The 23,453-nt window shown below is 60.6% G+C and carries 16 protein-coding genes and 1 pseudogene; 5 read left to right on the forward strand and 12 right to left on the reverse strand.

The annotated features are described in order from the left end of the window. Positions 1-172 precede the first annotated feature (172 nt). The 4 genes from U6037_RS04720 (at position 173) to U6037_RS04735 (ending at position 5,072) form a co-directional block, all read left to right on the forward strand. Entirely contained in the window at positions 173-1,672 is a 1,500-nt protein-coding gene (locus tag U6037_RS04720; protein WP_322845972.1) for an efflux transporter outer membrane subunit, read from the forward strand. Positions 1,673-1,812: 140 nt separating this feature from the next. After that, positions 1,813-4,005, forward strand: a complete 2,193-nt coding sequence (locus tag U6037_RS04725) for an FUSC family protein (RefSeq protein ID WP_322845973.1) — start codon at positions 1,813-1,815, stop codon at positions 4,003-4,005. After that, positions 3,995-4,195 (forward strand): DUF1656 domain-containing protein, encoded by a 201-nt coding sequence (locus U6037_RS04730; RefSeq protein WP_007914106.1) that lies wholly within the window; start codon positions 3,995-3,997, stop codon positions 4,193-4,195. Before U6037_RS04725 ends, U6037_RS04730 begins: the two co-directional genes overlap by 11 nt. A 10-nt stretch (positions 4,196-4,205) precedes the next feature. Next, on the forward strand, positions 4,206-5,072 hold the full coding sequence (locus U6037_RS04735) for an HlyD family secretion protein (RefSeq protein ID WP_322845974.1): 867 nt from the start codon (positions 4,206-4,208) through the stop codon (positions 5,070-5,072). Positions 5,073-5,180: 108 nt separating this feature from the next. Here U6037_RS04735 and U6037_RS04740 read toward each other — a convergent pair whose 3' ends face one another. Then, positions 5,181-6,005, reverse strand: coding sequence for an SDR family oxidoreductase (locus U6037_RS04740; RefSeq protein ID WP_322845975.1), 825 nt, complete (start codon positions 6,003-6,005; stop codon positions 5,181-5,183). 36 nt (positions 6,006-6,041) lie between these two features. Beyond that, positions 6,042-6,506 carry a multidrug transporter gene (locus U6037_RS04745; protein WP_322845976.1) on the reverse strand — a complete coding sequence of 155 codons (465 nt, stop codon included), beginning with the start codon at positions 6,504-6,506 and terminating at the stop codon, positions 6,042-6,044. A 182-nt stretch (positions 6,507-6,688) separates the two neighbouring features. Here U6037_RS04745 and U6037_RS04750 point away from each other — a divergent pair. Further along, positions 6,689-9,517 (forward strand): annotated as a pseudogene (locus tag U6037_RS04750) (RHS repeat domain-containing protein). Between the two features lie 73 nt (positions 9,518-9,590). On the opposite strand, the gene U6037_RS04755 reads toward U6037_RS04750, so the two are convergent. The 10 genes from U6037_RS04755 to U6037_RS04800 all read right to left on the reverse strand — a co-directional run bounded on the left by U6037_RS04755 (position 9,591) and on the right by U6037_RS04800 (position 23,436). Continuing rightward, a complete protein-coding gene (locus U6037_RS04755; protein WP_077571209.1) occupies positions 9,591-11,042 on the reverse strand; it encodes a mannose-1-phosphate guanylyltransferase/mannose-6-phosphate isomerase in 1,452 nt (483 codons plus the stop codon). Between the two features lie 215 nt (positions 11,043-11,257). Then, the gene (locus U6037_RS04760) at positions 11,258-11,914 is read right to left on the reverse strand and encodes an alginate O-acetyltransferase AlgF (RefSeq protein WP_064393312.1); all 657 of its coding nucleotides are present in this window, start codon (positions 11,912-11,914) and stop codon (positions 11,258-11,260) included. 14 nt (positions 11,915-11,928) lie between these two features. Next, entirely contained in the window at positions 11,929-13,104 is a 1,176-nt protein-coding gene (locus U6037_RS04765) for an alginate O-acetyltransferase (RefSeq protein WP_322845977.1), read from the reverse strand. A 10-nt stretch (positions 13,105-13,114) separates the two neighbouring features. Next, positions 13,115-14,680, reverse strand: coding sequence for an MBOAT family protein (locus tag U6037_RS04770; protein WP_322845978.1), 1,566 nt, complete (start codon positions 14,678-14,680; stop codon positions 13,115-13,117). 391 nt (positions 14,681-15,071) lie between these two features. Then, positions 15,072-16,196 carry a mannuronate-specific alginate lyase gene (locus U6037_RS04775; protein ID WP_322845979.1) on the reverse strand — a complete coding sequence of 375 codons (1,125 nt, stop codon included), beginning with the start codon at positions 16,194-16,196 and terminating at the stop codon, positions 15,072-15,074. An 8-nt stretch (positions 16,197-16,204) separates the two neighbouring features. Further along, positions 16,205-17,665 carry an alginate O-acetyltransferase gene (locus U6037_RS04780; RefSeq protein WP_053117297.1) on the reverse strand — a complete coding sequence of 487 codons (1,461 nt, stop codon included), beginning with the start codon at positions 17,663-17,665 and terminating at the stop codon, positions 16,205-16,207. A 10-nt stretch (positions 17,666-17,675) separates the two neighbouring features. Beyond that, the gene (gene algG / locus U6037_RS04785; protein WP_322845980.1) at positions 17,676-19,247 is read right to left on the reverse strand and encodes a mannuronan 5-epimerase AlgG; all 1,572 of its coding nucleotides are present in this window, start codon (positions 19,245-19,247) and stop codon (positions 17,676-17,678) included. A gap of 26 nt (positions 19,248-19,273) precedes the next feature. Next, positions 19,274-20,755, reverse strand: coding sequence for an alginate export family protein (locus U6037_RS04790; protein WP_322845981.1), 1,482 nt, complete (start codon positions 20,753-20,755; stop codon positions 19,274-19,276). After that, positions 20,752-22,257: an alginate biosynthesis TPR repeat lipoprotein AlgK gene (algK, locus tag U6037_RS04795; protein ID WP_322845982.1), complete on the reverse strand. Its 1,506-nt coding sequence runs from the start codon at positions 22,255-22,257 to the stop codon at positions 20,752-20,754. Before algK ends, U6037_RS04790 begins: the two co-directional genes overlap by 4 nt. 9 nt (positions 22,258-22,266) lie before the next feature. Further along, entirely contained in the window at positions 22,267-23,436 is a 1,170-nt protein-coding gene (locus tag U6037_RS04800; protein ID WP_007914303.1) for an alginate biosynthesis protein Alg44, read from the reverse strand. Positions 23,437-23,453 lie beyond the last annotated feature (17 nt).

Consider the following 23,453-nt stretch of genomic DNA (forward strand, 5'->3'; position numbering starts at 1 on the left):
GGGCCTTCCATAGAATTGCGCCGATCCAATGTAGGAGCTGCCGCAGGCTGCGATCTTTTGATTTTGGTTTAAGGGAATCAAGGTCAACAGATCGTCCGAACGCGGCCCGAGCCTTCGGCAGCTCCTACCGGAAACAAGCCCCGCCTTATCCTCTTCTCAGGAATTCGCAGCTGTGCCGCGTCGCATCAACAGAGCGCTTTTGCCGCTCAGTGTTCTGGCTTTTACCCTGGGTCTTGGCGGCTGCATCTCAACGGACGGAATCGCCCCGCAGGGCAAGGCAATCGAGGCCAATTCACTGGCCACCGACGACGCCATCGCCCACGCCGCCCGTGACGCCAACTGGCCTACCGCGCAATGGTGGCAAGCCTACGGCGATCCGCAACTCAATCGCTGGATCGACCTCGCTGTGCAGGGCAGTCCGACCATGGCCATGGCCGCCGCGCGAGTGCGTCAAGCCAAAGCCATGGCCGGTGTCGCCGAAGCCGCCGAGTCGTTGCAGATCAATGGCGACTCGACCCTCAAACGCCACAACTGGCCGACCGATCAGTTCTACGGCCCGGGCGAGCTGGCCAACACCACCACGTGGGACAACAACGCTGCGTTGGGTTTTAGCTACGCGCTCGACCTCTGGGGCCGTGAAAGCAATGCCAGTGAACGCGCGGTGGATCTGGCGCACATGAGCGCCGCTGAGGCGCGATTGGCGCAGCTCGAATTGCAGAACAACATCGTCCGCGCCTATATCGAACTGTCGCTGCAGTACGCCCAGCGCGACATTGTTGAGGCGACGCTCAAGCAGCAACAGCAGATTCTCGATCTGGCGCAGAAGCGTTTGAACGGCGGGATCGGCACGCATTTCGAGGTCAGTCAGGCGGAAACGCCGCTGCCGGAAACTCATCGCCAGCTCGATGCGCTGGACGAAGAGATTGCCCTCAGTCGCAATCAGCTGGCGGCGTTGGCCGGCAAGGGGCCGGGCGAGGGCGCGCAGTTGCAACGCCCGACATTGTCCCTCGGTGCTGCGCTGAAATTGCCGTCGGCGTTGCCCGCCGAACTGCTCGGCCAGCGTCCGGACGTGGTCGCCAGTCGCTGGCAAGTCGCCGCTCAGGCGCGCGGTATCGACGTGGCGCATGCCGGTTTTTATCCCAACGTCGATCTGGTTGGCAGCCTCGGTTACATGGCCACCGGCGGTGGTGCGCTGGAGTTTTTGACCGGCAAGAAACTCAACTACAACGTCGGCCCGGCGATCTCGCTACCGATCTTCGACGGTGGGCGTTTGCGTGCCGAACTCGGTGAAGCCTCCGCCGGTTACGACATCGCCGTGGCGCATTACAACCAGACGCTGGTGAATGCGCTGAAGAACATCTCCGACCAGTTGATCCGCCGCGAGTCGATGGACAAGCAACAAGGCTTTGCCGCCGAGTCGGTAGCGACGGCGCAGAAGACTTACGACATCGCGATGATCGCTTATCAACGTGGCCTCACCGATTACCTCAACGTGCTCAATGCGCAGACGTTGTTGTTCAAGCAGCAGCAGGTGCAGCAGCAGGTGCAGGCGGCGCGGTTGAGTGCGCATGCGGAGTTGGTGACTGCGCTGGGTGGTGGCCTCGGGGCTGGCAACGACGTGCCGACTGCTGAGAAAACCCTAGCGCCGAAAACCCCGGTTCTCCTGCATTGAACACACATCAAATTGTAGGAGTGAGCCTGCTCGCGATAGCGGTGTATCAGTCAACAGAAATGTTGGATGTAAAATCGCCATCGCGAGCAGGCTCACTCCTACAGGGATCGCGTCTTGCCTGAATTCTTGAGCACAATTAAATGACCCCCTTGCCCGCACCTCTGCGCTGGCTCTACTCCCTGGAATGGCGCCGTGGTTTTTTCGACTGGGCGCGCAGCGATGGCGTGACCTGGGTCTACATCTTCAAGGTGTTGATCGCCGCATTCCTCACGCTGTGGCTGGCCATGCGTCTGGAATTACCGCAACCGCGCACGGCGATGATCACCGTGTTCATCGTCATGCAGCCGCAGAGCGGCCAGGTGTTTGCCAAGAGTTTCTATCGCTTCCTTGGCACATTGGCCGGGTCGGCGATGATGGTCACGTTGATCGCGTTGTTCGCGCAAAACACTGAACTGTTCCTGGGTTCATTGGCGATCTGGGTTGGAATCTGCTCGGCCGGTGCCGCGCGTTGCCGTAACTTCCGTGCGTACGGTTTTGTTCTCGCCGGCTACACCGCCGCGATGGTCGGGCTGCCGGCACTGGCGCACCCGGATGGTGCCTTCATGGCGGCGGTGTGGCGGGTGCTGGAGATCTCTTTGGGGATTCTCTGCTCGACCCTGATCAGCGCCGCGATCCTGCCGCAAACCGCCAGCGCTGCCATGCGCAACGCCTTGTATCAGCGCTTCGGCGTGTTCGCGCTGTTCGTCATCGATGGCCTGCGCGGGCGCAGCAAAGCCGAGTCTTTCGAGGCGAGCAACGTGCGTTTTATCGCCGAAGCCGTGGGGCTGGAAGGGCTGCGCAGCGTGACCGTGTTCGAAGACCCGCACATGCGTCGGCGCAACGGCCGATTGAGTCGTTTGAACAGCGAGTTCATGGGCATCACCACACGCTTCAACGCGTTGCATCAGTTGCTTGAACGCCTGCGCGGCAACGGCGAAGAACACGTTGTCGCGGCGATCAGACCGGGTCTGCAGGATCTCGCTGAAGTGCTCGACGGCTTCAGTGGCCGCGCCCTGACCAGCCCCGATGCCGCCCGTTTGGCGACCGCATTGGCGAGCTACAAGGGAGGCCTGCCGGCTCGCGTGCGCAGCCTGCGCGCGATCTTTCAGGACACCGAGCCAAGCGAAGCCGAACAACTGGATTTCCACACCGCATACGAACTGCTTTATCGCTTCGTCGATGATTTGCACAGTTATGCACAAACCCACGCGTCATTGGCCGATCACCGCCACGAACGCGAGCGCTGGGATGAGCCGTTCACCCCGCAAACCAACTGGTGGGCCGCTGCTGCATCGGGCATTCGCGCCTCGTTCATTCTCATCGTGCTGGGCAGTTACTGGGTCGCCACCGCTTGGCCAAGTGGCGCGACGATGACCCTGATCGCCGCAGCCACCGTGGGCCTCTCCGCCGCCACGCCGAACCCGAAACGCATGGCGTTCCAGATGGCGTGTGGGACCTTCCTCGGTGCGCTGATCGGCTTCGTCGAGATGTTTTTCATCTTCCCGTGGATCGACGGCTTTCCGCTGCTGTGCGTGATGCTCGCGCCGGTAATCGTGCTCGGCTCGTTCCTCACCTCGCGCCCGCAATACGCCGGTGTCGGCCTCGGTTTGCTGATCTTCTTCAGCACCGGTTCTGTGCCGGACAACCTGACGATCTACAACCCTTACACCTTCATCAACGACTACATCGCCATGGTCATGGGCATGTTGGTCTGCGCGGCGGCGGGGGCGATTATCCTGCCGCCGAACAGTCGCTGGTTGTGGAAGCGTCTGGAGCAAGATCTGCGCGGGCAGGTGGTCTACGCGATCAGCGGCAAACTCAAGGGGCTGGCCTCGAGTTTCGAGAGCCGCACCCGCGATCTGCTGCATCAGGCTTATGGCCTCGCGGCGGGTCAGCCGAAGGTGCAGAAAAGTCTGCTGCGCTGGATGTTCGTTGTACTGGAAGTCGGCCACGCGATCATCGAATTGCGCAAGGAACAGGCGATCCTGCCGGTGCACCCGGCGTATGCCGAATCGCAGCCGTGGCGGCAGGCAATCCGCGTGATGGGCCGCGCGCTGGTGCGCCTGTTTCTGCAACCAAACTCCAGCAATCTCGAGCGCGCGCTGGTCGCGGTCGACCATGCGATCAGCCGAGTCGCCGCCACTGATGAGCCATTCGCGCCGCACTTCGATACCTCGGCGCTGCGCCGGGTGAAGAGCTATCTGCACTTCATCCGCACCTCCTTGCTCGACCCACAATCACCGCTCGCTGCCTACGCCATCGCCAAGCCCGAAGGACTTGCCCATGCCTCGTGAAATCGCCTTCCACGGCGTGTACATGCCGACCATGACCCTGATGTTTTTCATCGCTGCGGCGCTGGCCTGGGCGGTGGACCGGTTCCTGTCCGGGTTTGATCTGTACCGCTTCTTCTGGCACCCGGCGCTGCTGCGTCTGAGTCTGTTTACCTGTCTGTTCGGCGCCATGGCGCTGACTGTCTACCGTTGAGAACGTCCCGATGAAAAAGTTTTTCAGCCTGCTCGCGACCCTGCTGGTGCTGGCCCTGGCGCTGTGGATCGGCCGCACGTTGTGGGAGCACTACATGAATACGCCGTGGACCCGCGATGGCCGCGTGCGTGCCGACATCATCAACGTTGCTGCCGATGTCACCGGTGAAGTAATCGACGTGCCAGTGCGTGACAACCAATTGGTCAAGAAGGGCGATTTGCTCATGCAGATCGACCCCGAGCATTACCGCATCGCGGTCAAGCAAGCGCAGTCGCTGGTCGCCTCGCGCAAGTCGACCTGGGAGATGCGCAAGGTCAACGCCCATCGCCGCGCCGATCTCGACAACCTGGTGATCTCCAGGGAAAACCGCGACGACGCCAGCAACATCGCCGACGCCGCGCTGGCCGATTACCAACACGCGCAAGCGCAACTGGAAGCCGCCGAACTCAACCTCAAACGCACCGAAGTGCGCGCAGCCGTGGACGGTTACGTGACCAACCTCAATGTGCATCGCGGCGATTACGCACGCATCGGCGAGGCGAAGATGGCCGTGGTCGACATGAACTCGTTCTGGGTTTACGGCTTCTTCGAAGAGACCAAACTGCCCCACGTGAAAGTAGGTGACCAAGCCGACATGCAGTTAATGAGCGGCGAAGTGCTCAAGGGCCATGTGGAGAGTATTTCGCGCGGCATCTACGACCGCGACAACCCGGAAAGCCGCGAGCTGATTGCCGATGTGAACCCGACGTTCAACTGGGTGCGGTTGGCACAACGGGTGCCGGTGCGGATTCATATTGATGAAGTGCCGGAGGGCGTGCTGCTGGCGGCGGGGATTACGTGCACGGTGGTGGTGAATCAGAGCGCTGTGGATAACTGATGAACCGAGTCGTCTGCATCGCGAGCAGGCTCACTCCTGCATCGGATCTGTGTCACACCGAAGATCCCCTGTAGGAGTGGGCCTGCTCGCGATGGCGCCGGCGCGGTCTCAGAGCCGCCCGCGCAGCCCGAACCGCTTCATCAACGTCGATTCCAGCAAACCCTTGGGTAACAGCGCCGCCAACAACGGCAACGCCCGGCTGCCGTTACCAATGCGGATCAACCGTGGCGGTTTGCTCTGCTGCACAGCCTTCAACAGTTCAGCCGCAAACTCACCGGCCGGCGTCGGCTTGTCCTGCGAAGCCTTGGCCCGCGCGCGAATACCTTCACGCAGTGGAAACCACGGTGATTGTTCATTGATCAACTGTTCGGCTTCATGCCCGGCGTTCTTGGCGAAGCTCGACTGAATCGCCCCCGGTTGCACTTCCATCACGCGAATGCCGAACGGCGCCAGCTCCATTCGCAGTGCGTCGCTCAACGCATGCACGGCCGCTTTTGACGCGCAATACGCGCCGGCAAACGGCGTGACCAACACGCCAGACACGCTGCCGATATTCACCACCAGACCTTTGGCCCGACGCAGCACCGGAAACAGCGCCCGCGTGACGCCGATAATCGAAAACACATTGGTCTCGAACTGGCGCTGCATCGCCGGCACACCGCCATCGAGCAGCGGCCCCATGGCGCCATAACCCGCATTGTTGATCAGTACATCAAGGCCGCCGTGTTGCAGGTTGATCCGCTCACCGAGTTGCTCCAGCGCCGTGCTGTCATTGACGTCGAGTTGCACGGCGGTGAACCCGGCTGACGCCAGCAACGCCACGTCTTCAGCCTTGCGCGCACTGGCCCAGACCTCGTAACCGGCGGCTTTGAACGCATCGGCGAGGGCGCGGCCTATGCCGCTGGAGCAACCGGTAATCAACGCAACGGGCATGGCGCATTCCTTGTGCAGAAAAGTTGAGGGAGCAGATCAGTCGGAGAAACTACCCTGCAATCGCTCGGCGCGAAACTCCAGGGTTTGCGGGCGATAACCGGGGCGCAGCGGTGGCAGGGGCAGGCAGTCTTCCCATTCACCGCCGGCCTGCAATTCGCCGGGGCCGCGATAGCGCGGGGCGGTGTACTGGTTGTCGGCCAGATTCACCGTGTCACCGGGCGCATAGGCTGCAATGCGCCAGCGCAGTTCGGTCAGGGGCACGTTATTGCCGTTTTTCATCTTCAATTGCAGCGGACGATCTGCCGGGCATTGCTGCGGGGCATAGCTGATGCGCATTTCAAGGCGCGCCAGTTGCTTGATCTCGCGGTTGTCCAGCCACACCACCCACATGGCCACGAAACCCAGGCCAATCGCCGCCGCCACTGAAACCGGCAAGGCTTTGGCCGGGTAGCGCAACAGCAGGATCAGCCAGGTGATGACCAGCAAAATGCCGATGAACATGTTGGAACGCTCCGTGAGTTCGTGCGCACCATCCTACCGAAGGCCCAGCGCAATGGACATTCGTTGCGCACGGGATTTAACCGTTGGTCGGAACTGTAATTTCTGACAGTGGGCATATCGTTACGCGTCTGCTCAGATCATTGCACGCGCAGAGGACGCGGTTATCGTGCGGGGTGAGCTACATGGACATGTTCAGCAAAACACCGGTGCTGGCAGTGAACGATCCACGCGGGCTCGCCGTTCGCAGGGTCGATTACTGGCGTTGCGACGCCATTCAAACGCCAGAACCCCGCATCCATCGCACGGCCCACGATGCGGCGGGTCGCGCAGTGACACAGTGGGACCCGCGATTATGGGCGCAGCAAAGTGATGATCTGGTACCGCCCAATCTGAGCGCCGTTTACACATTGAACGGGCAGGTTCTGCGCGCGAACAGCGTTGACGCCGGGATGCAGATCAGTCTGTTCGGTCTGGGTTCAGAAACACTGACGGATTGGGACAGTCGTGGCACCCGCCGGGACATTGAGCATGACCTGTTACTGCGGCCGACGGCGGTGTTCGAAGAAGGCGAGTTGCAACCACGCCGTTGCGCCGAGCGTTTTGGATATGGTCAGCCGGGTGATGCCGATCAGGCGCGTAATCAGCTTGGCCAACTGATTCGTCACGAGGACCCGGCGGGAAGCGTGCTGTTCGAGGCCTTTGCAATCACTGGGGAGAACGTCGAAAACACCCGACACTTCACCCTTGAACCCGTTTCCCCGGATTGGCCTGAGCCAATCGATGAGCGCCAGCGTTTGCTGGAACCCGGTGAGGGCGCAATGACCCATTGGCGTTTCGGGCCCCTCGGTGCGGTGCTCGAGCAGATCGATGCGAAGGGTAACCGACATGACAGTGAGTTGACCCTCGATGGCGGCTTGCGCGCTCGCCATCTGCAGTTGCGCCATCAGACTGAGCGGCGGGCGGTGGTCAGCGATATTCACTACAACGCAGAAGGGCAGGTCACGCAGGAACTGGCGGGCAATGGCGTGCAGACAACGCTGACCTACCATCAAGCGGATGGGCGGCTGATGATGCGTCACGCCGCAACCGGTCAGGGCGTGGTCTTGCAGCATTTGCTGTACCAATACGACCGGACAGGCAATGTGCTGAGCATCGAAGACAAGGCACTGCCCGTGCGCTACTTCGCCAACCAGCGCATCGAACCGATCAGCCGCTTCACCTACGACAGCCTTTACCAGTTGAGTGAGGCCAGCGGATGGGAGTCGGGGACGGGCGATGGCGGCCCGACAGCGATCGCCAACTATTTGCAAACCTATGGTTATGACGCTGGCGGTAATCTGCTCAAGCTGACCCACGTCGGTGCACAGAGTCCAGGTCATGATCTGCAGGCTGCCCGCTACAGCAATCGCTGCCTGCCCTAGCGCAATGGCGTGCCCCCCGACGAGGCAGAGATCGCCGCAGCTTTCGACGCTCGCGGTAACTTGCTGCTGTTGGATCAAGGCCGGCAGTTGCAGTGGAATCTGCGCAATCAACTGGATGCGGTCGTTGCGGTGCAACGCGATTCCGGTGCGGATGATCACGAAGTCTATCTCTACGACGGCGCTGGCCAGCGCGTACGCAAGATCCGGTCGCTGCAGACCAGGGTTCGTGCTGTCGTTACGCAGGTACGCTACCTCCCGGAACTGGAGTTGCGCACCGACAGCGGCACCGGCGAGGTGCTGCAAGTCATCACGGTGCAGACCGCCCTGAACAGTGTTCGTGTTCTGCACTGGGAGAGCCCGCCGCCAGCAAGCGTTAATGATCAGTATCGCTACAGTTTCAACGATCATCTGGGATCGATCAGTCTTGAACTGGCAGCGGATGCGCAACTGATCAGCCGCGAGCATTTCTATCCGTTCGGTGCGACTGCGTGGAGTGAGGAAAGCGACATCAGTTACAAAACCGTGCGTTATTCGGGCAAGGAGCGTGATGCCACGGGTCTGTACTACTATGGTTTTCGTTATTACATGCCGTGGTTGCAGCGCTGGCTCAACCCTGACCCGAAAGGTTTTATCGACGGGCCGAATCTGTACCAGATGGTCGGTAACTCACCGATGCGGCATGCCGACAGCGACGGCGGTGAAAAGACCGATAAGCCAGAGTTGGCTGACAGTGCGAAAAAGCAGAAGGCGCTGCTGGATACGATGACTTCGGCTGCTGCGGATGTCAGAAATTCATTACTCAATCACACTCAGGCGCGGCACCGCTTTCAGGCGCTGGCCAGGCGGGTGACGACGCAACTGGGCAGCAGTCTGGTCAGGACTGGAGCTAAAGCTTTGGGTGGCGCGGCAGGCACAGCGTTGGGAGGAACATTGGGGCCGGCAATGGGGGCACTCGGGGGGCAGTTGGGTGCGCAGGCCGGCACTGCGCTGGCGAACGCCGTCATCACCAAGGTCGGGGACACCTTCCAGTTGAACCGTCCTATCGACTTCAAGGGCAGCGAGATGAATCCGAAGGCGTTCGTTGAAAGCGTGGAGCCAAAAACGAAACTCAGTCTCGCCAAGGTAAAACTGGAGTTGGCCGCCCATGATCCGCGCACCGCCGACGGTCGATCACGTCTGGTGAAAATGGCTGGCACCAAGGCGGAGGGCAAAGCAATGGAGATAATCGCCGACGAACTGGGATCGGAGGCACCGGGCCTGATCCAGACGGGACGGGAGTTTGCCCATGCTTCGCAAGGTTTGAATGCCGAGGCGTTGAGTGAAGCTTACGAACATATTCCGGTAAACATCGACATGGCAACGTTCAGGACGTTAGCCATCGTGAACGAGTTGGCGACTTCCGGCAGTTCAGATCCTAAGCTTTTCGAAAAGGTTGCAGGGCTTTCAATGCAAACATCGAGCACCGTTCAAGCGCTGGAACGGACTCAGGACTTCATTGGATTGATTGCACCGACACCATACGCCGGGAGGCAGCAATCGCTGGGCGGAAGTTCCCGGCCGAGACTGACCCGCCAACATTCGCTCGGCTGAAAAAAACCCGCCCAACCCGCTGCGGATAGGGGACGCAGCGGGCTGGACGGGGGCTTCTTGTTTTATCGATCAATTACTGCGCGATGGTCTTCACCGACACGCCGCGTTCGATCGGGGTGGAACGGCCGTAGATATCTTCGAAGCGTTCGATATCGTCTTCACCCAGGTACGAACCCGACTGGACTTCGATGATTTCCAGCGGGATCTTGCCCGGGTTGCGCAGGCGATGCACCGAGGCGATCGGGATATAGGTCGACTGGTTTTCGCAGAGCAGGAACACGTTTTCATCGCAGGTCACTTCGGCGGTGCCGCTGACCACGATCCAGTGCTCGGCGCGGTGGTGGTGCATCTGCAACGACAGGCACGCGCCCGGTTTCACCGAGATGTGCTTGACCTGGAAACGCCCGCCCATGTCCACCGAGTCGTACGAACCCCACGGACGATAGACTTCGCAGTGGTTCTGGGTTTCGCTGCGGCCCTGCTCATTGAGCGTGTTGACCATCTGCTTGACGCCCTGAACCTTGTCTTTGTGGGCGATCATCATGGCGTCTTTGGTTTCGACCACGACAATGTTTTCCAGACCGATCACCGACACCAGTTTGCCGTTGCCGTGGATCATGCAGTTCTTGCTGTCCTGAATCACCACATCGCCCTTGGTGACGTTGCCGTTGGCGTCCTTCTCGTTGACTTCCCACAGCGACGACCAGCAGCCGACATCGCTCCAGCCAGCGGTCAGCGGCACGACGCAGGCGCGCTGGGTTTTTTCCATGACGGAGTAATCGATGGAGTTGTCCGGGCAGCAGGCGAAGGTGGCTTCGTCGAAGGTGATGGTGTCGGCGTCTTGCTGGCTGCGTTCGAGGGTCAGCAGGCAGGTGTCGTAGATGTCCGGATCGTGCTTTTTCAGTTCTTCGAGGAAGCGGCTGGCGCGGAACAGGAACATGCCGCTGTTCCAGTAGTAGCCGCCGGATTCGACGTACTCGGTGGCACGTTTGACGTCTGGTTTCTCGACGAAGTGCGAGACCCGGCTGACGCCTTCGGGCAGCAGCGAATCGCCGGTGGATTTGATGTAGCCGTAACCGGTCTCCGGTTTGGTTGCCGGCACGCCGAACAGGACCATTTCGCCATTTTCGGCGGCGACGGTGGCCAGGGCCAGAGCGCGTTGCAGGGCTTTCTGGTCTTCCAGCACGTGATCGGCCGGCAGCACCAGCATCAGTTCGTCACGGCCTTCATTAACCAGCATCATCGCAGTCAGCGCCACGGCCGGCGCAGTGTTGCGGCCGAACGGTTCCATCAGGATGCGCTGGCACTCCAGATTGCGGTTGCTCAACTGCTCGTTGACGATGAAGCGGTGATCCTTGTTGCAGACCACGATCGGGGTGTCCATGCCTTCGAACACCAGGCGTTCGAGGGTCTGCTGGAACAGCGTGTGTTCGCCGGTCAGGGCGAGGAATTGCTTAGGGAACTGCTTACGCGAAAGCGGCCAAAGACGTGAACCGCTACCACCTGACAAGATCACCGGAATCATATTGTTTACTCCATAAAATCGATTGGTTAGAGGCACGAACGCTGTGTCGTTTCACTCTTGTTTTTGTCTCGTATCCGAACTGACAACCCGATCCCCTGTAGGAGTGAGCCTGCTCGCGATTGCGGTGGGTCAATCAACACATTCTTTGAATGTGAAACCGATATCGCGAGCAGGCTCACTCCTACATGGGGAAAAGCGTCAGTTCGGAAAATTTGTTAGCGAGTCGATACCGGGCGTTTCACCCAGACTGGCGACAGGCTGCTGCCCGAACCGGTGACGTACAGCACTGCGGCTTCACCACGCTCCAGGGCGACCGGCTTCACGTCGCCGACTTTTTTGTCACCTTCGTACAGCGCCAGGCTGACTTTCACCGGGTTGATTTCACGTTCGCCACGGCCCTTGGCGGCCACGTTCGGCACCACGTCGGTCTTGCCGTCGGCGGTCTTCAGGGTCAGCGGCTTGTCGCTGAGGTTCTGCACACGCACCAACGATTTCTGTTTGTTCTTGAACGGCGGCTCTTCGATCAGTTGCGGCGCGCCGGAAGCGTTGTTGACCAGGGTGTAGTAGTGGTCACCGGCGAGTTTCACCGGCAGGGTCTGGCTGCCGACCTTGGCGCTGTAATCACCGCCCGGCATGAAGCTGAAGTCGCTGCTGGCCAGTGGCGCAACGTCGCTCAGGTTGGTGCTGCCGACAGTGGCGCTGACTTCAGCGTTGCTGGCGTTGTAGACACGCACGAAGGACGAGCCTTTCGGTGCGGTCGGGCCGTACAGGGCAGCATCGCCACCGGCAAAGGCAGGCACGGAAAGCACGCTGAGGCCAGCAACCAGAGCGAAGCTTTTAGCGAGACGACGAGGAGTAGTAGTGAAAGTCATGGTGTACCTCTCTTTCAGTTTTGCGCCCGATCGGGCGTCTCGGATTTAGTGTTGATTGCTACGTTTTGTTGGCGCGCGCCGGCTTGTTTAAGCTCTGCGACCCACTGCGGGTCGGCGTCACCGATTTCGTTGTTCACAGGCAGATATCGTTCAGGGAACTCCCAGATCAGCACCTGTGGCGGGCTGTTCTTGAAGTCATCGCTTTTCAGGTAGCTGAGCATCGGCAGGATCGGGCCGTGGCCGTCTTCGGCGTAGCTCACCACGTCGCTGTGCAGCGCTTGTTTCAGCGCGCCGACGAAGTTCCAGTTGGGGTTGGCGCTGTAGCTGGTGCCGACCAGTGCCACCGGCACTTCATTGCTGGCGAACAGCGCGTCGTCACCGGCAGGCTGATCGCCAGCCGCGACGGTGTTGCGCTTTTGCAGCGGCTCTTGCGCCGGCATCAGGTTTTCAAACAGCGGATCGAGCGGCAGGAACAGACGCAGATCGCCCTTGTGCGTGACCTTCTCGGCTGGCGTGGTGACGAAGCGCTGCGGCTCGCCGCTGAGCGGGAACTTGTCGGCGATGGTTTTCGCCAGGGTGTTCGCGGCGATCTCGGCGCCTTCCGGCGTCCAGTGGGTGTCGGTGCGCAGGAACACTTGCTGACCGTTCTGCTTGGCCTGTTGGAAAGGCTTGAGCAGGTCAGGGGCGAGGATCTTGTCGGCCGCCACGCGCTGGTGGAAATCCTGATAAAGGTTTTCGTGAATGCTCGCCGGTTTCACTTCACCCAGATGCTCCGGGTACAGACGAACCTTGGCCGGCACGATCGCCATCACCAGTTTCACGCCTTTCTCTTTCAAGGTCTGGCGTACGCCTTCGACCAGCGCGTAGTTGCCTTGCAGGTTCAGCTCTTCGTTGACGATCGGGTTGAATTCTTCATCGCTGTACAACCACTGATCGCGACCGAGCACCACGCCCGGACGACCTTCGTTGAACAGTTTGAAATCCAGCGCGGCCCAGAGATTGGTGCCCAGACGCTTGATCGGGAATTCATCGTCGTAGTGCGTTTCCACAGCCTTGGTCCAGCGGCCGTTGAGCACTGTCGCATCGGCGTTGGTGCTGAAGCCGAAGAAGCTGCGAACCGACCACAGACCGAGGACCAACAACGTCACCAGGAACAGGGCGATGTAGAAGATGCGTAATGAGCGGGTCATGTCAGATCCCTCAGAACTGGAAGTAAAGGAACGGCGAGAAGCTTTGCGCCGAAAGTTTGAGAATCGAGGCGATGAACAGCAGCAGGATCAGGCCGCGCATCACGTAACGGGACCAGTCCGCCGTCCAGTAAGCCGGTTGCACCTGGGCTTCGACGCCGACGGCGTAGCCAGGCTCGTGGATGCTCGCCGGGTTTTCGCCAGGGGCTGCCTTGATCATTCCCGGAGTCGCGGTGGCAGGGCCGTTGGCCTCGACGTTGACTTCAGGTTTGCTCTTGGCCGGCGGCTGATTGGTGTACAGATCACGCAGGCCGAAGAACGCCAGCGTCACGTACGCCACTACGAGGGTTGCCACTTGCAGACCGGTGAGGCTGGCCTGATTGAGTTCCGACAGCGACCAGTCGCCGAAGCTGAACATCGCGCCGTACATACGGCCGGCGACATGCAGGTTTTCGGCGCGGAAGATCACCCAGCCCATTACCACGAGCAGGAAGGTCAGCGCCCAGCGGATCGGGTTGAGGCTGCGTGGCGAGGTGTTCAGGCCCAGCGCTTTTTCAATCGCCAGCCACATGCCGTGCCATGCGCCCCAGACGATGTAGGTGATGTTCGCGCCGTGCCACAGACCACCGAGGAGCATGGTCAGGAACAGGTTGCGATAGGTCATCAGCGTGCCTTTACGGTTACCGCCGAGGGTGATGTACAGATAGTCACGCAGCCAGGTCGACAGGCTGATGTGCCAGCGGCGCCAGAACTCGGTGATCGACTGGCTGATGTACGGCTGTTTGAAGTTTTCCATAAAACGGAAACCCATCATCAAGCCCAGACCGATGGCCATGTCGCTGTAACCGGAGAAGTCGAAATACAGCTGCGCGGTGTAGGCCAGCGCGCCAAGCCACGCGTCACCGGTGGTCGGGTTTTGCAGGGCGAAGCAATGGTCGGCGACCACCGCGAGGGTGTCGGCGATGAAGACTTTTTTGATGAAACCCTGCATGAACCGCGTGCAGCCCTCGGAGAACTTGTCGAGGGTGTGCGTGCGGTTGTTGAACTGGTCGGCGAGGTCGCGAAAACGCAGGACCGGGCCGGCAATCAAGTGCGGGAAGATCGCCACGAACGCCGCGAAGTCGATCAGGTTGCGCGTGGCCGGGGTGTCGCCGCGATACACGTCGATGATGTAGCTGATCGATTCGAAGATGTAGAACGAGATACCGATCGGCAGCAGCACGTGGGTGAGGATGAACGGCTCAAGACCCACCGAGGTCATCATCGCGTTGATGCTGTCGACACCGAAGTTGGCGTACTTGAAGTAGCCGAGGATGCACAGGTCGACTGCGACACCAAGCAACAGCCAGCGCTGCGCCGGTTTGGTCCGCACACCGGCGGCACCGACTTTGAGGCCGATCCAGTAGTTCCACAGCGTGACGGCGGCGAACAGCGCGAGGAAGTCCACACGCCACCAGGCATAGAACACGTAGCTGGCGATCAGCAGCAGCAAATTGCGATAGCGTTGCCCGCTCAAGTAGTACAAGCCGAGAAAGATCGGCAAGAACAGAAACAGGAACACGTTGGATGAAAATACCATCCCGATCTCTCCATGTTTGAACCAACAGTCAAGGGCCAAAGCCCCCCCAAACCCCCCGTGGTAGTGGAGGGGTGACACAGTGCTTGCTTGAGGTCGGAGCTGGCCGTCAGACCGCGCCCCTCACCCCCCGCCCTCTCCCGGAGGGAGAGGGAGCCTGATCTCCATGGTTTTCAAAAATGGAGATCGACTCGGTATTTCTTTGCCGCCTGATCTCGGTTGTTTTTCAACGCCTGAGATCGACTCGATATTTCCTTGCAGTCTGATCTCGGTTGTTTTTCAACACCTGAGACCGACTGGGTATTTCATTTCGGCGTAACTCGCACAGCCACCTCGGTCAGTCCCCTCTCCCTCCGGGAGAGGGTTAGGGTGAGGGGCTTTTGCTTTTCGCCTTTCAAGAACCCTTGTTGCCCTTCTCATGCGACGGGTCGTAGACCTTGGTCAGGTCGCCACCCAGGCGGAAGGTCTTGAACGGCTGCATGCCGCGCTTCTTCTCGATGACATCCGGCGCACAGGTGTAGAGCGTGCAGAACGGTTCGAGCCAGGCGAATTTCATGTCCTCTTTCAAGTCGGTCATGTCCTGCTCTTTGCCGTTCTTCTTCTCGAATTCATCCGGGTCTTTCACCCCCGACAACACCCGATCACCGAGACGCTTCAGCGCACCGTTGTTCTCCTGACGCAAATCAACACCGTTGACCTGGGCGAAACTGGCGATCATCGCCAGCGGCGGCAGGGCGTAGTTGTGATAGGCGAGGGCGCGTTGCTGGCGCTTGAGTTCGTTTGGCAGGAAGCCGTCGGCATCGACTTGATTGACGCCAACCTTGTATTCCTTCACCGCCCAGTCAAACAGGTCGCGGCGGTTGGTCGCGACCGAGGTCGCCATCACCGACCAGGCTGCCCAGTACGAATGGTTGTTGGTTTTTTCCAGCGGCAGGTTGTCCCAGTCGCTGACCACCTGATCGGCCATTTTGCTGAACCACGCCTCGATCAACTGCGCTTCCTGCTGATGCTGCGCCAGCGGATGCGAGTCGGAGAATTTCAGGCGAATGTACGAAGAGGCCATGCTGCCCAACGCCCATTTGCGCATCGACTTGCCGGTGTGGTTGAAGTCTTTCGACATCAACGCATTGGCCTTGGCCCACGCGGTCAGCCAGTTCAGCGTGCAGTCGAGCTGTTCCGGACGACCGTCGCGCATGAACTGCATCACCCGTTTGGCGGTGCCGCGTTCCAGCGTGGTGATGTCTTTGGTGGTGTCGCGAAAGGCTTTTTCCGACTGCACGTTCAGCGTCGAACGCGCCTTGTCCGAGCCTTCGTATTTGCTGCGAAATTGCAGCGGCCCGGTGTACGGCGCCGGCATGGCATCGCAGCCTTCGCTGTTGTCGCCGGTCTTGAATTTATCCACAGGCGCGAAGTAGCCCTGCGGTGGACGCAGTGGCGCGGCGGCCTGAGTCGCCCCGGCGAACATCGCCAGGCTCAGCAGCGTCGGTGCCAACAGATTTTTGAGTTTCGGATTTCGCATAGCAGACCTCATTGCCCGACCTGAGCGGTTTGTTGCCCAGCGCCCGGGAATACGTTGCGTTTGCAGATTTTCGCTTCGACTTTTTGCGGCGCGGTGCCCGCTTCCGGGCCCTGAACTTCGACCGCCAGCAGGTTCTGCGTGGCCCAGTCTTCGTCCGTGCGCAACTCAAAGGCGAAACGACCGTCGGTGTCGGAGGTTTCCGGTTTCTCGATCTTGATGTCCTCGTGGCGACCGTTCATGTACCAGAGGGTGGCTTGCAGGGTTTTCACCGAAGGGTCGGCGAAGCGGATGTCGACCTGATGGCTGCTGTTTTGCAGGTTCAGGTTCTTGCTGTTGACCAGCAGTTCTTGTTTGCCGCCCGGCTTGAGCGTGGTGCTCGCGGACATCTGTGCGTCTTTGCCTTCGCAGCCGTTGTCGAGCAGGGACATCATCTGGCGATAGATGGTCTCCTGATCGAGGCGATACAGCGGCGAGAATTCCCAGATGAGAATTTTCGGCGGGGTCTTCTGGAATTCGTCGCTGCCGAGGTACTGCAGCATCGAACCTTCCAGACCACCGCCGGGGAACGCGACGTTGAGAATGTCGGCGCCGATGGCTTCTTCGAGGAAGCCGGCGAAGTTGTAGTTCTTGCCGCTGTGCGACGTACCGACGAGGGTGATTTGCGGGTTGCCGGAATCACCGAACAGGTCGCCATCACCGGCCTCGCCTTTCGGCTCGGTGGTGAACTGATCCATGTACTGGATCGCGTAACTGGTGCCGCACAATTGCCCGGCCATGTTGTGCAGGGTGCCGGTCTTACCCATGCGCCCGGAGCGCTTGGTCTCGAATTCACGCTTGGGCACGTCGGCGAAGGCCGGGATCTGCTTGACCTTCTCGGCGACGATTTTCGCCGTGCGCTGCGCACCGTATGGCGTCCAGTGCTGGTCGCCACGGAAGTAGAAATCGTGGGCGGGCAGGGTGTCCGGCAGCGACTCGTTGGTCAGCGGCGACAGGTCCGGCACCACGTAACCCATCTTGGCGAAACGGCCAAGCATGGTCTTGTAGTTGCCCAGCGCTTTCTCGTAATCGAACGCGGCTTTTTCCTGCGGGTTGAGCTTGTTGCGGTTCACCAGGCCACGGGTCGGCTGATAGACGATCACCAACTCAACGCCTTTGGCCTTGAACGCATCGTGCAACTGTTGCAGGCGTTTGTAGCCGGCCGGGGTGGTGTTGAATTCGGTGCGCAAATCTTCCTGAGTCCGGAACAGCCAGTCGCCTTGCGCCTGCACCAGGGTGGTGAAGTTCTGCTGATAACGCGTGGTGTAATTCTTCGCGTCATGCGCCGCCGGGCACAGGTTGCAGCACGGTTCGGCGCTGAACTTTGGTGGCGTGGCAGCGGCGCCTTCATCGGCGCGGGCGCCGTTGCTGGCCGCGAGAATGCCCACGGTCAGGGCCGACAGGCTGAGTAATTTGATCAAGTGTGGGTGCATAAAATTATCCTCAGTCCTGCATTTCGGTCTGGCGTTCGACAGGGTCGATCAGCACGGCTTTCTGCTGGCGCACCAGCAGATCGAGAATTTCATCCTGGCGCTCGCCGAGGATGCCGTTGAAGCTGATGCCGCTGGATTTGGTCGGCGCCAGCATCGACACGCGATACAGCTCGACACTCAAAGGCGAATCGATCGACAGCGGGCCGCTGCCGTTGGCCGCCAGTTCACCGCCAACGACAATCAGCGACACCTGGGCATCGAACGGATCGAGCTTGATGTCACGGTCGGTGTCGCTTAGATCCTTGATGTGGCCGTAGACGCCGGTCAAACCGTTGGCCATGGCGACGTTTTCGTAGAGGCGGATGTTCACGCTGTTACGAATACGGATGCCGTGGCGCTTGTTGCTGATGACCTTGTTGCCCCACAGCAGGTTGTCGGCGGACTCGTAGAGGGTGATGCCGTCGGTGTGGTTCTTGTAGATCTCGTTGTAGGCAATGATGTTGTTGACGCTGTTACGGTCGATCACCAGGCCCGAGAGATGGTTGTCATAGCTCTTGTTGTTGAAGATGAAGCTGTCGTTGACCTCACGGGAAATAATGATCCCGTGCTTCTTCTTCGTACCGTGCACAGTGTTCTCGGCAATGATCAGGCCGTGGGAACGGTCGTGCGGGTCGATGCCGTAGACGATGTTGTCTTTGTAGGTGTTGCCCTTGACCACGAAGTCGCGGGTCTCGTAGCAGTAGAAGCCGTACCACATGTCGGAGAACTCGGAACCGACGATCCAGCCAGTCGGTTCAGGGCGCTTGAGCACCTTGGCCATGTTCGGCGTGTACTGGGAAATACTTACGCCGTAAGACTTACTGTTGGCGTAGCCGAAGCTGGCCATCTTGCTGTTGACGATGTAGGTCTCGGTGCCACCCCAGGCGAGCAGGAACGGACGGAATTCCTTCGGCGAGCGGAAGGTCGCCGGGCCGTTTTCCTTTTCGCGCCAGCCGGTGACTTTGGTGTCACGTACGAACAACTGGCCGTCGTTGACCATGAACGCACCGGCCTCTTGTGACAGGCGCAGCTCTTGGGTCTGGCCGTCGATTTCGAGGATGCCTTTACGTCCAACGACGATCGGCAGCTTCGACAGGTACACGCCCGGCGCGGTCTCGCTGAAGTACTGCTTGGGCAGTTTCTGCGCCAGATCCTTGAGGTTCATGTAGCCGTCGTCGACGAAGATCGCCTGCGGGATGCCGTGCTGACGCACCACCCATTCGGCCATCTTGTTGTCGCCGCCGATGAAGTCCTTCAGTGCGTCTTCCTGCATCATCCGGCGCACGCTGATCTTGCCCGGTTTGCTGCGGACGATTTTCGCCGCAGCGGCCTCGGCGGTGAAGCCGGAAAGGTCGGGCAGTTTCGGCGCGGCCAGATTCAGCGCCTCGGTGGGTGCGCTGCTGACGGTGTAGGTCTTGGCTTGTTGCAGCTCCTTGGCCGTGGTCGCAGGCTTTGCCGGCTCCACGTTGGCGAAGGCGCCAGCGCTGGCCAGCAGCATCGCGCCGGCCAGCAGGCTGAGTGAGCCTATCCTGGTGCTGATCATGTCGGGCACTCCCTTGGCGGTTTGCATCAGAAGCGCCAGATCACGTCGATGAACGCGCGGTGCATGTACGAATCAACCTGCTTGCCATAGGCATCCCCCGGTTTGAACACACCGCCACGGAAGCGTACGAGGGCCGAAGGCTCGTCGATCGACTGGCTCAGCGCCGCCGGCAACAGGCCTTGCTTGAAGTACTTGGTGACGACCAGGTCCATCTCCTGACCGAGGTCCTTGTTGCCGTCTTCAAGCGGCAGCGAGGTGCTGGACAGGATCGCGCCGGTGGCGTCGTCGGTATTGTTTTCCACGGCATTGATGCCGTTGCTGCCCACCGGCTTGTTGCCGTCGACGCGCCAGAACTTGTGGTAGATCAGGCTGGCGTCGTACTCGTCGTTGACCATCCACGAACCGAACAACGTCGCGGTTTGCATGTTGTTCATTTCGCCACGGAAGGCTTCGCCGAAACGGTGAACCCGCGAGCGCGTACCGGTGTAGTTGGAGCGGTTGCTCTCCAGGCCGGTCTGCTCGTAATCGGCGCTGGCGCGGGCATACGCACCGCCGACTTGCCATTGTGGATCGAGGCGCAGACGCACGCCGATGTCGGTGGCCCAGCCGTTGACGTCATCGCTGCGCTTGGCTTGCGCCGGGCGCGAACCATCGGCGTTCAGCGCATTGACCGTGTCGCGGTCGCCGCTCATGCCGGTGATGCTGCCCCAGTAGTTGACGGTGTTGGTGTTGCGCCAGTTGTAGGCGTCGCTGTCGGCGGTCAGGCCGAGCCAGCTGATGTCGCCGTTCTCGGTTTTATCCAGCGAGTCGCGCGGCACACCCGGTTCGGCGTAATCGAGTTTGCCGTCATCGTGGGTGTGGTGACCACGAATGCCGACCCACTGGCCCGGCGTCCACTGGTAAGCAGCATCGGCGTAGGCGTGCAGGCGATCCTTGTCTTTCGGCGCCAGCTCTTTCAAGTCGGTGCGGTATTCGCTGAAGCGTTCGGCGACACCGGCGTTGGCGCGCAACAGGGTGGTGTCGAAGGTCCAGTTCAGCGCTTCGATGTTGGTGTCGCGCCATTGACCGTCGTCATTGCGCAGGCGCTGGCGACCGAACTTGAGCATCTCGCCCGGGTATGGGGTGAGGCCGCTGTAACCGACCCAGAACTCGCGCATCGCCAAGTAGTTTTTCTTGGTTTTGCGATCGCCGTTGTCGGTGGCTTGTTCACCGTCGGATTGTTGCAGGGTGTCGGTTTCGATGATGTCGGTCGAGGTCACGGCCTGGCCCATGGCGTAGGCGCTCCACGCGCCGCTTTCACCGTAGATCCACGGACGCAGGTCGAGGCCGACGCCGTTGACGTCGCCGCCGCTGGCGGTGCCGAGGTCACGGTCGTCTTCGGACTGGCCGGTGACTTTCACTTCGAGGCCAAAGTTCTTGGTTTCAGTCATCGCGGCCAGTGTCGGGCAAGACCAGATCAGCGCGAAGGTGAGGCCAATGCCGGCCTTCACGAATGGATTCAACTTCATAACTTTTCCTCGCCGTCTTCTTCTTGCAGGGCGTGCAGTTGCAGCGTGTTCGGGTTCAGAGCGCCACGGCTGGCTTGCTCTTGTTGCAGCAGACGTTGCGCTTCGGCGAGACGCTCGGGCGGCAATTGCGCGGCGAGGGTAGTCGCCAGCTCATCGGCTTGCGGGGTGTTTTGCGCCTTGGCCAATTGGCTGAACACGTAGGCGTTGAGCGGGTCGGGCTTGGTGCCCTTGCCTTGGGAGAACAGTTGGGCGATGGCGAAATCGGCGCTGTTCTGGCCGTTGCGTGCAGCGGTCAGCAGGTGGTCGAGGGCTTTCTGCGGATAGACCTTGCCGAGGTAGCCACGGCGATAGATCTGGCCGAGGTAGTAGTCGGCGGCGACTTCACGGCCAACGGCTTTCTGGAAATGTTCTTCGGCGACTTTCGCGTCAGCCGGGACCATTTTGCCTTCGTAGTAGAGCTTGCCCAGCAACAGTTCGGCGCGCGGCTGGTCGGCGGCGCGGCCGTTGTCGAGGTACTTCATCATCTGATCGACGTCACCCAGTTCCGGGTAGTCGTAGAGCAATTGCGCGAGGGTCACCCACGACGCCGGATAGCCCGGAGCTATTGGCTCAAGCAGCGATTGCGCGGTTTTTTCGTCGGTCTTGCCGAGGGTCGAATCGGCCAATACGCGGGCGACGGAATCGACACGTTGAGCGGTGACGGTGCCACGGCTGTAACCGGCCTGCATCTGCTTGATCAGCTCGGCTTGTTGCTCAGGCTGCGCGCGTTTCTGGTACACGGTGGCCAGTTCGACGTAGCAGATGTCGGTGGTGTTGAGCGCGGCTTTGCAGATTTTTTCCACGTCATCCAGGTGCTGGTCGTAGGTGCCTTGAGTGCGATACAGCAGCACCTGCGCCAGACCCGCTTCCGGGTAGCCGGATTTGCGCCACTGATCGATCTGCTGCTGCGCGTTGATGTTGGGGAAGCTGTGCGGGTATTGCAGGTACAGCATCGCCAGCGGGATCAACGTGTTGCCTTCGCCATTGGCGGCGGCTTTTTTCAGCAGGCTTTCGGCTTCGTGGTGTTCGGCTTCGGTGGAACCCGGTTTGGCCACCAGCAAGCGGCCGAGACGTGCCTGAGCGCGCGGCGAAACACTGGCGGCGGCGCGGTATGTCGCCTCGGCCTGTTTCATTTGCGCAGGATCGCGACTGTCGACCTGGATATCGGCGAGGCCGACTTGTGCTTCGCTGTAACCCAGATCGGCCAGTTGCTGATAGTTCTGCGCAGCGGTGGCGGTGTCGCCACGCTTGAGCGCTTCGTTGGCCAGACGCTGATCGGGCAGGCCGGCGCAACCGGCCAGGCTCACCGCCAATGCCAAGGCACACATGGTCCCCATGTAGGAGTGAGCCTGCTCGCGATTCAGGCAACTCGGTACATCAGACAAACCGCGGCGCTCCCATCGCGAGCAGGCTCGCTCCCACAGGGTTGGCGGTGTGTTGAAGATATGAGTAGTCACAGGCATGTCCTCGACTTAAAGACCGGCAGCCATGGCTTTGTCGATCAGCCAGTTCAGGTTCGGGCCACGGTCGCTGTTCACTTCCACCGGGCGGCCGGCGAGGCTGCTGTCGAGCGGCTCGTCAGGCTGGATCTGTACGCGGATATCGGAGGACAGGTCGGCGCTTTTCAGGCTGGTGCTGCTGACGATCTTGCCGGTGCGGGTCTTGTCTTCGCCGGCGATCTGGAAGCTCACCGGGGTGCCCGGACGCACGTCGCCGAACTGGCGATAAGAGAAGCGCGCATCGACGGTGGCCTGAGTGTTGCGCGGCACCAATTGGAAGATCACATCACCTTTGCTTGCGTACTGACCGTCCGCCACCAGTTGCTGGGCCACGGTGCAATCGCATGGCGAGGTCAGCGTGCCGGTCATTTGCTTGCCGAACAGTTCTTCAACCTTGGCCGGCGACAGTTGATCTTCTTCCAGATGGCCCTTGAGCACATCGAGCATGCTGGTGCTGAAGGTCGCCAGTGGCGCGCCTTTGGCCGCGACGCCGTCGGACTTGACCAGGCTCTGCACGGTGCCGTCACGCGGCATGGTGATGTTCATCCCCGGCACGCTGACCAGACCGGCCTGCGCGTGGCTGACGAAGTACATGCCGTACACCGATTTGAAAATGAAACCCGCCGCGACCAGACCGACCGCGAAGATACCGGCGCTGAATGTCACCGCTTTCAGGCGACCGAACGGGGTCATGCCGGAGCCGCCGTCCTTGACCTTGCGCGCCTTGGTGAAGTTGTCGCGCTGCAGGGTCGCCAGCACTTCACCGATGCTGACGATGTCGCCGGCCAGGTGCGAAGTGATCAAGTGGCGCAGGGTGGAAATGTCCTGCGGCTCCAGATTCTGGAACTGGCAGCCGGCGCGGCCGGTCTGGCGATCGAAGGAACGTACTTGCAGTTCAACGTCCATGGCGATGCCGAGGTTGTCGATGACGAATTGCAGACGCGCCTTGTACACCTGGCCAATGGTCAGCGGCAGCTGCCCGGCGTTGAATGCCAGACCACCGGCAGACAGGTCGATGACCCGCGCTTCGACCGGCGTCCGGTCGGGACCGAAGAAGCGCAGTTTGGCCGGGATTTTCACGCGGGCGTGTTGGCGCTGGGCTTCGGATTCATGCACTACGTTGGCGTTGACGGCGGTATTCATAGGGGCGATTTCCTTGT

It is taken from the genome of Pseudomonas sp. B33.4 (assembly GCF_034555375.1).
GTDB lineage: Bacteria > Pseudomonadota > Gammaproteobacteria > Pseudomonadales > Pseudomonadaceae > Aquipseudomonas.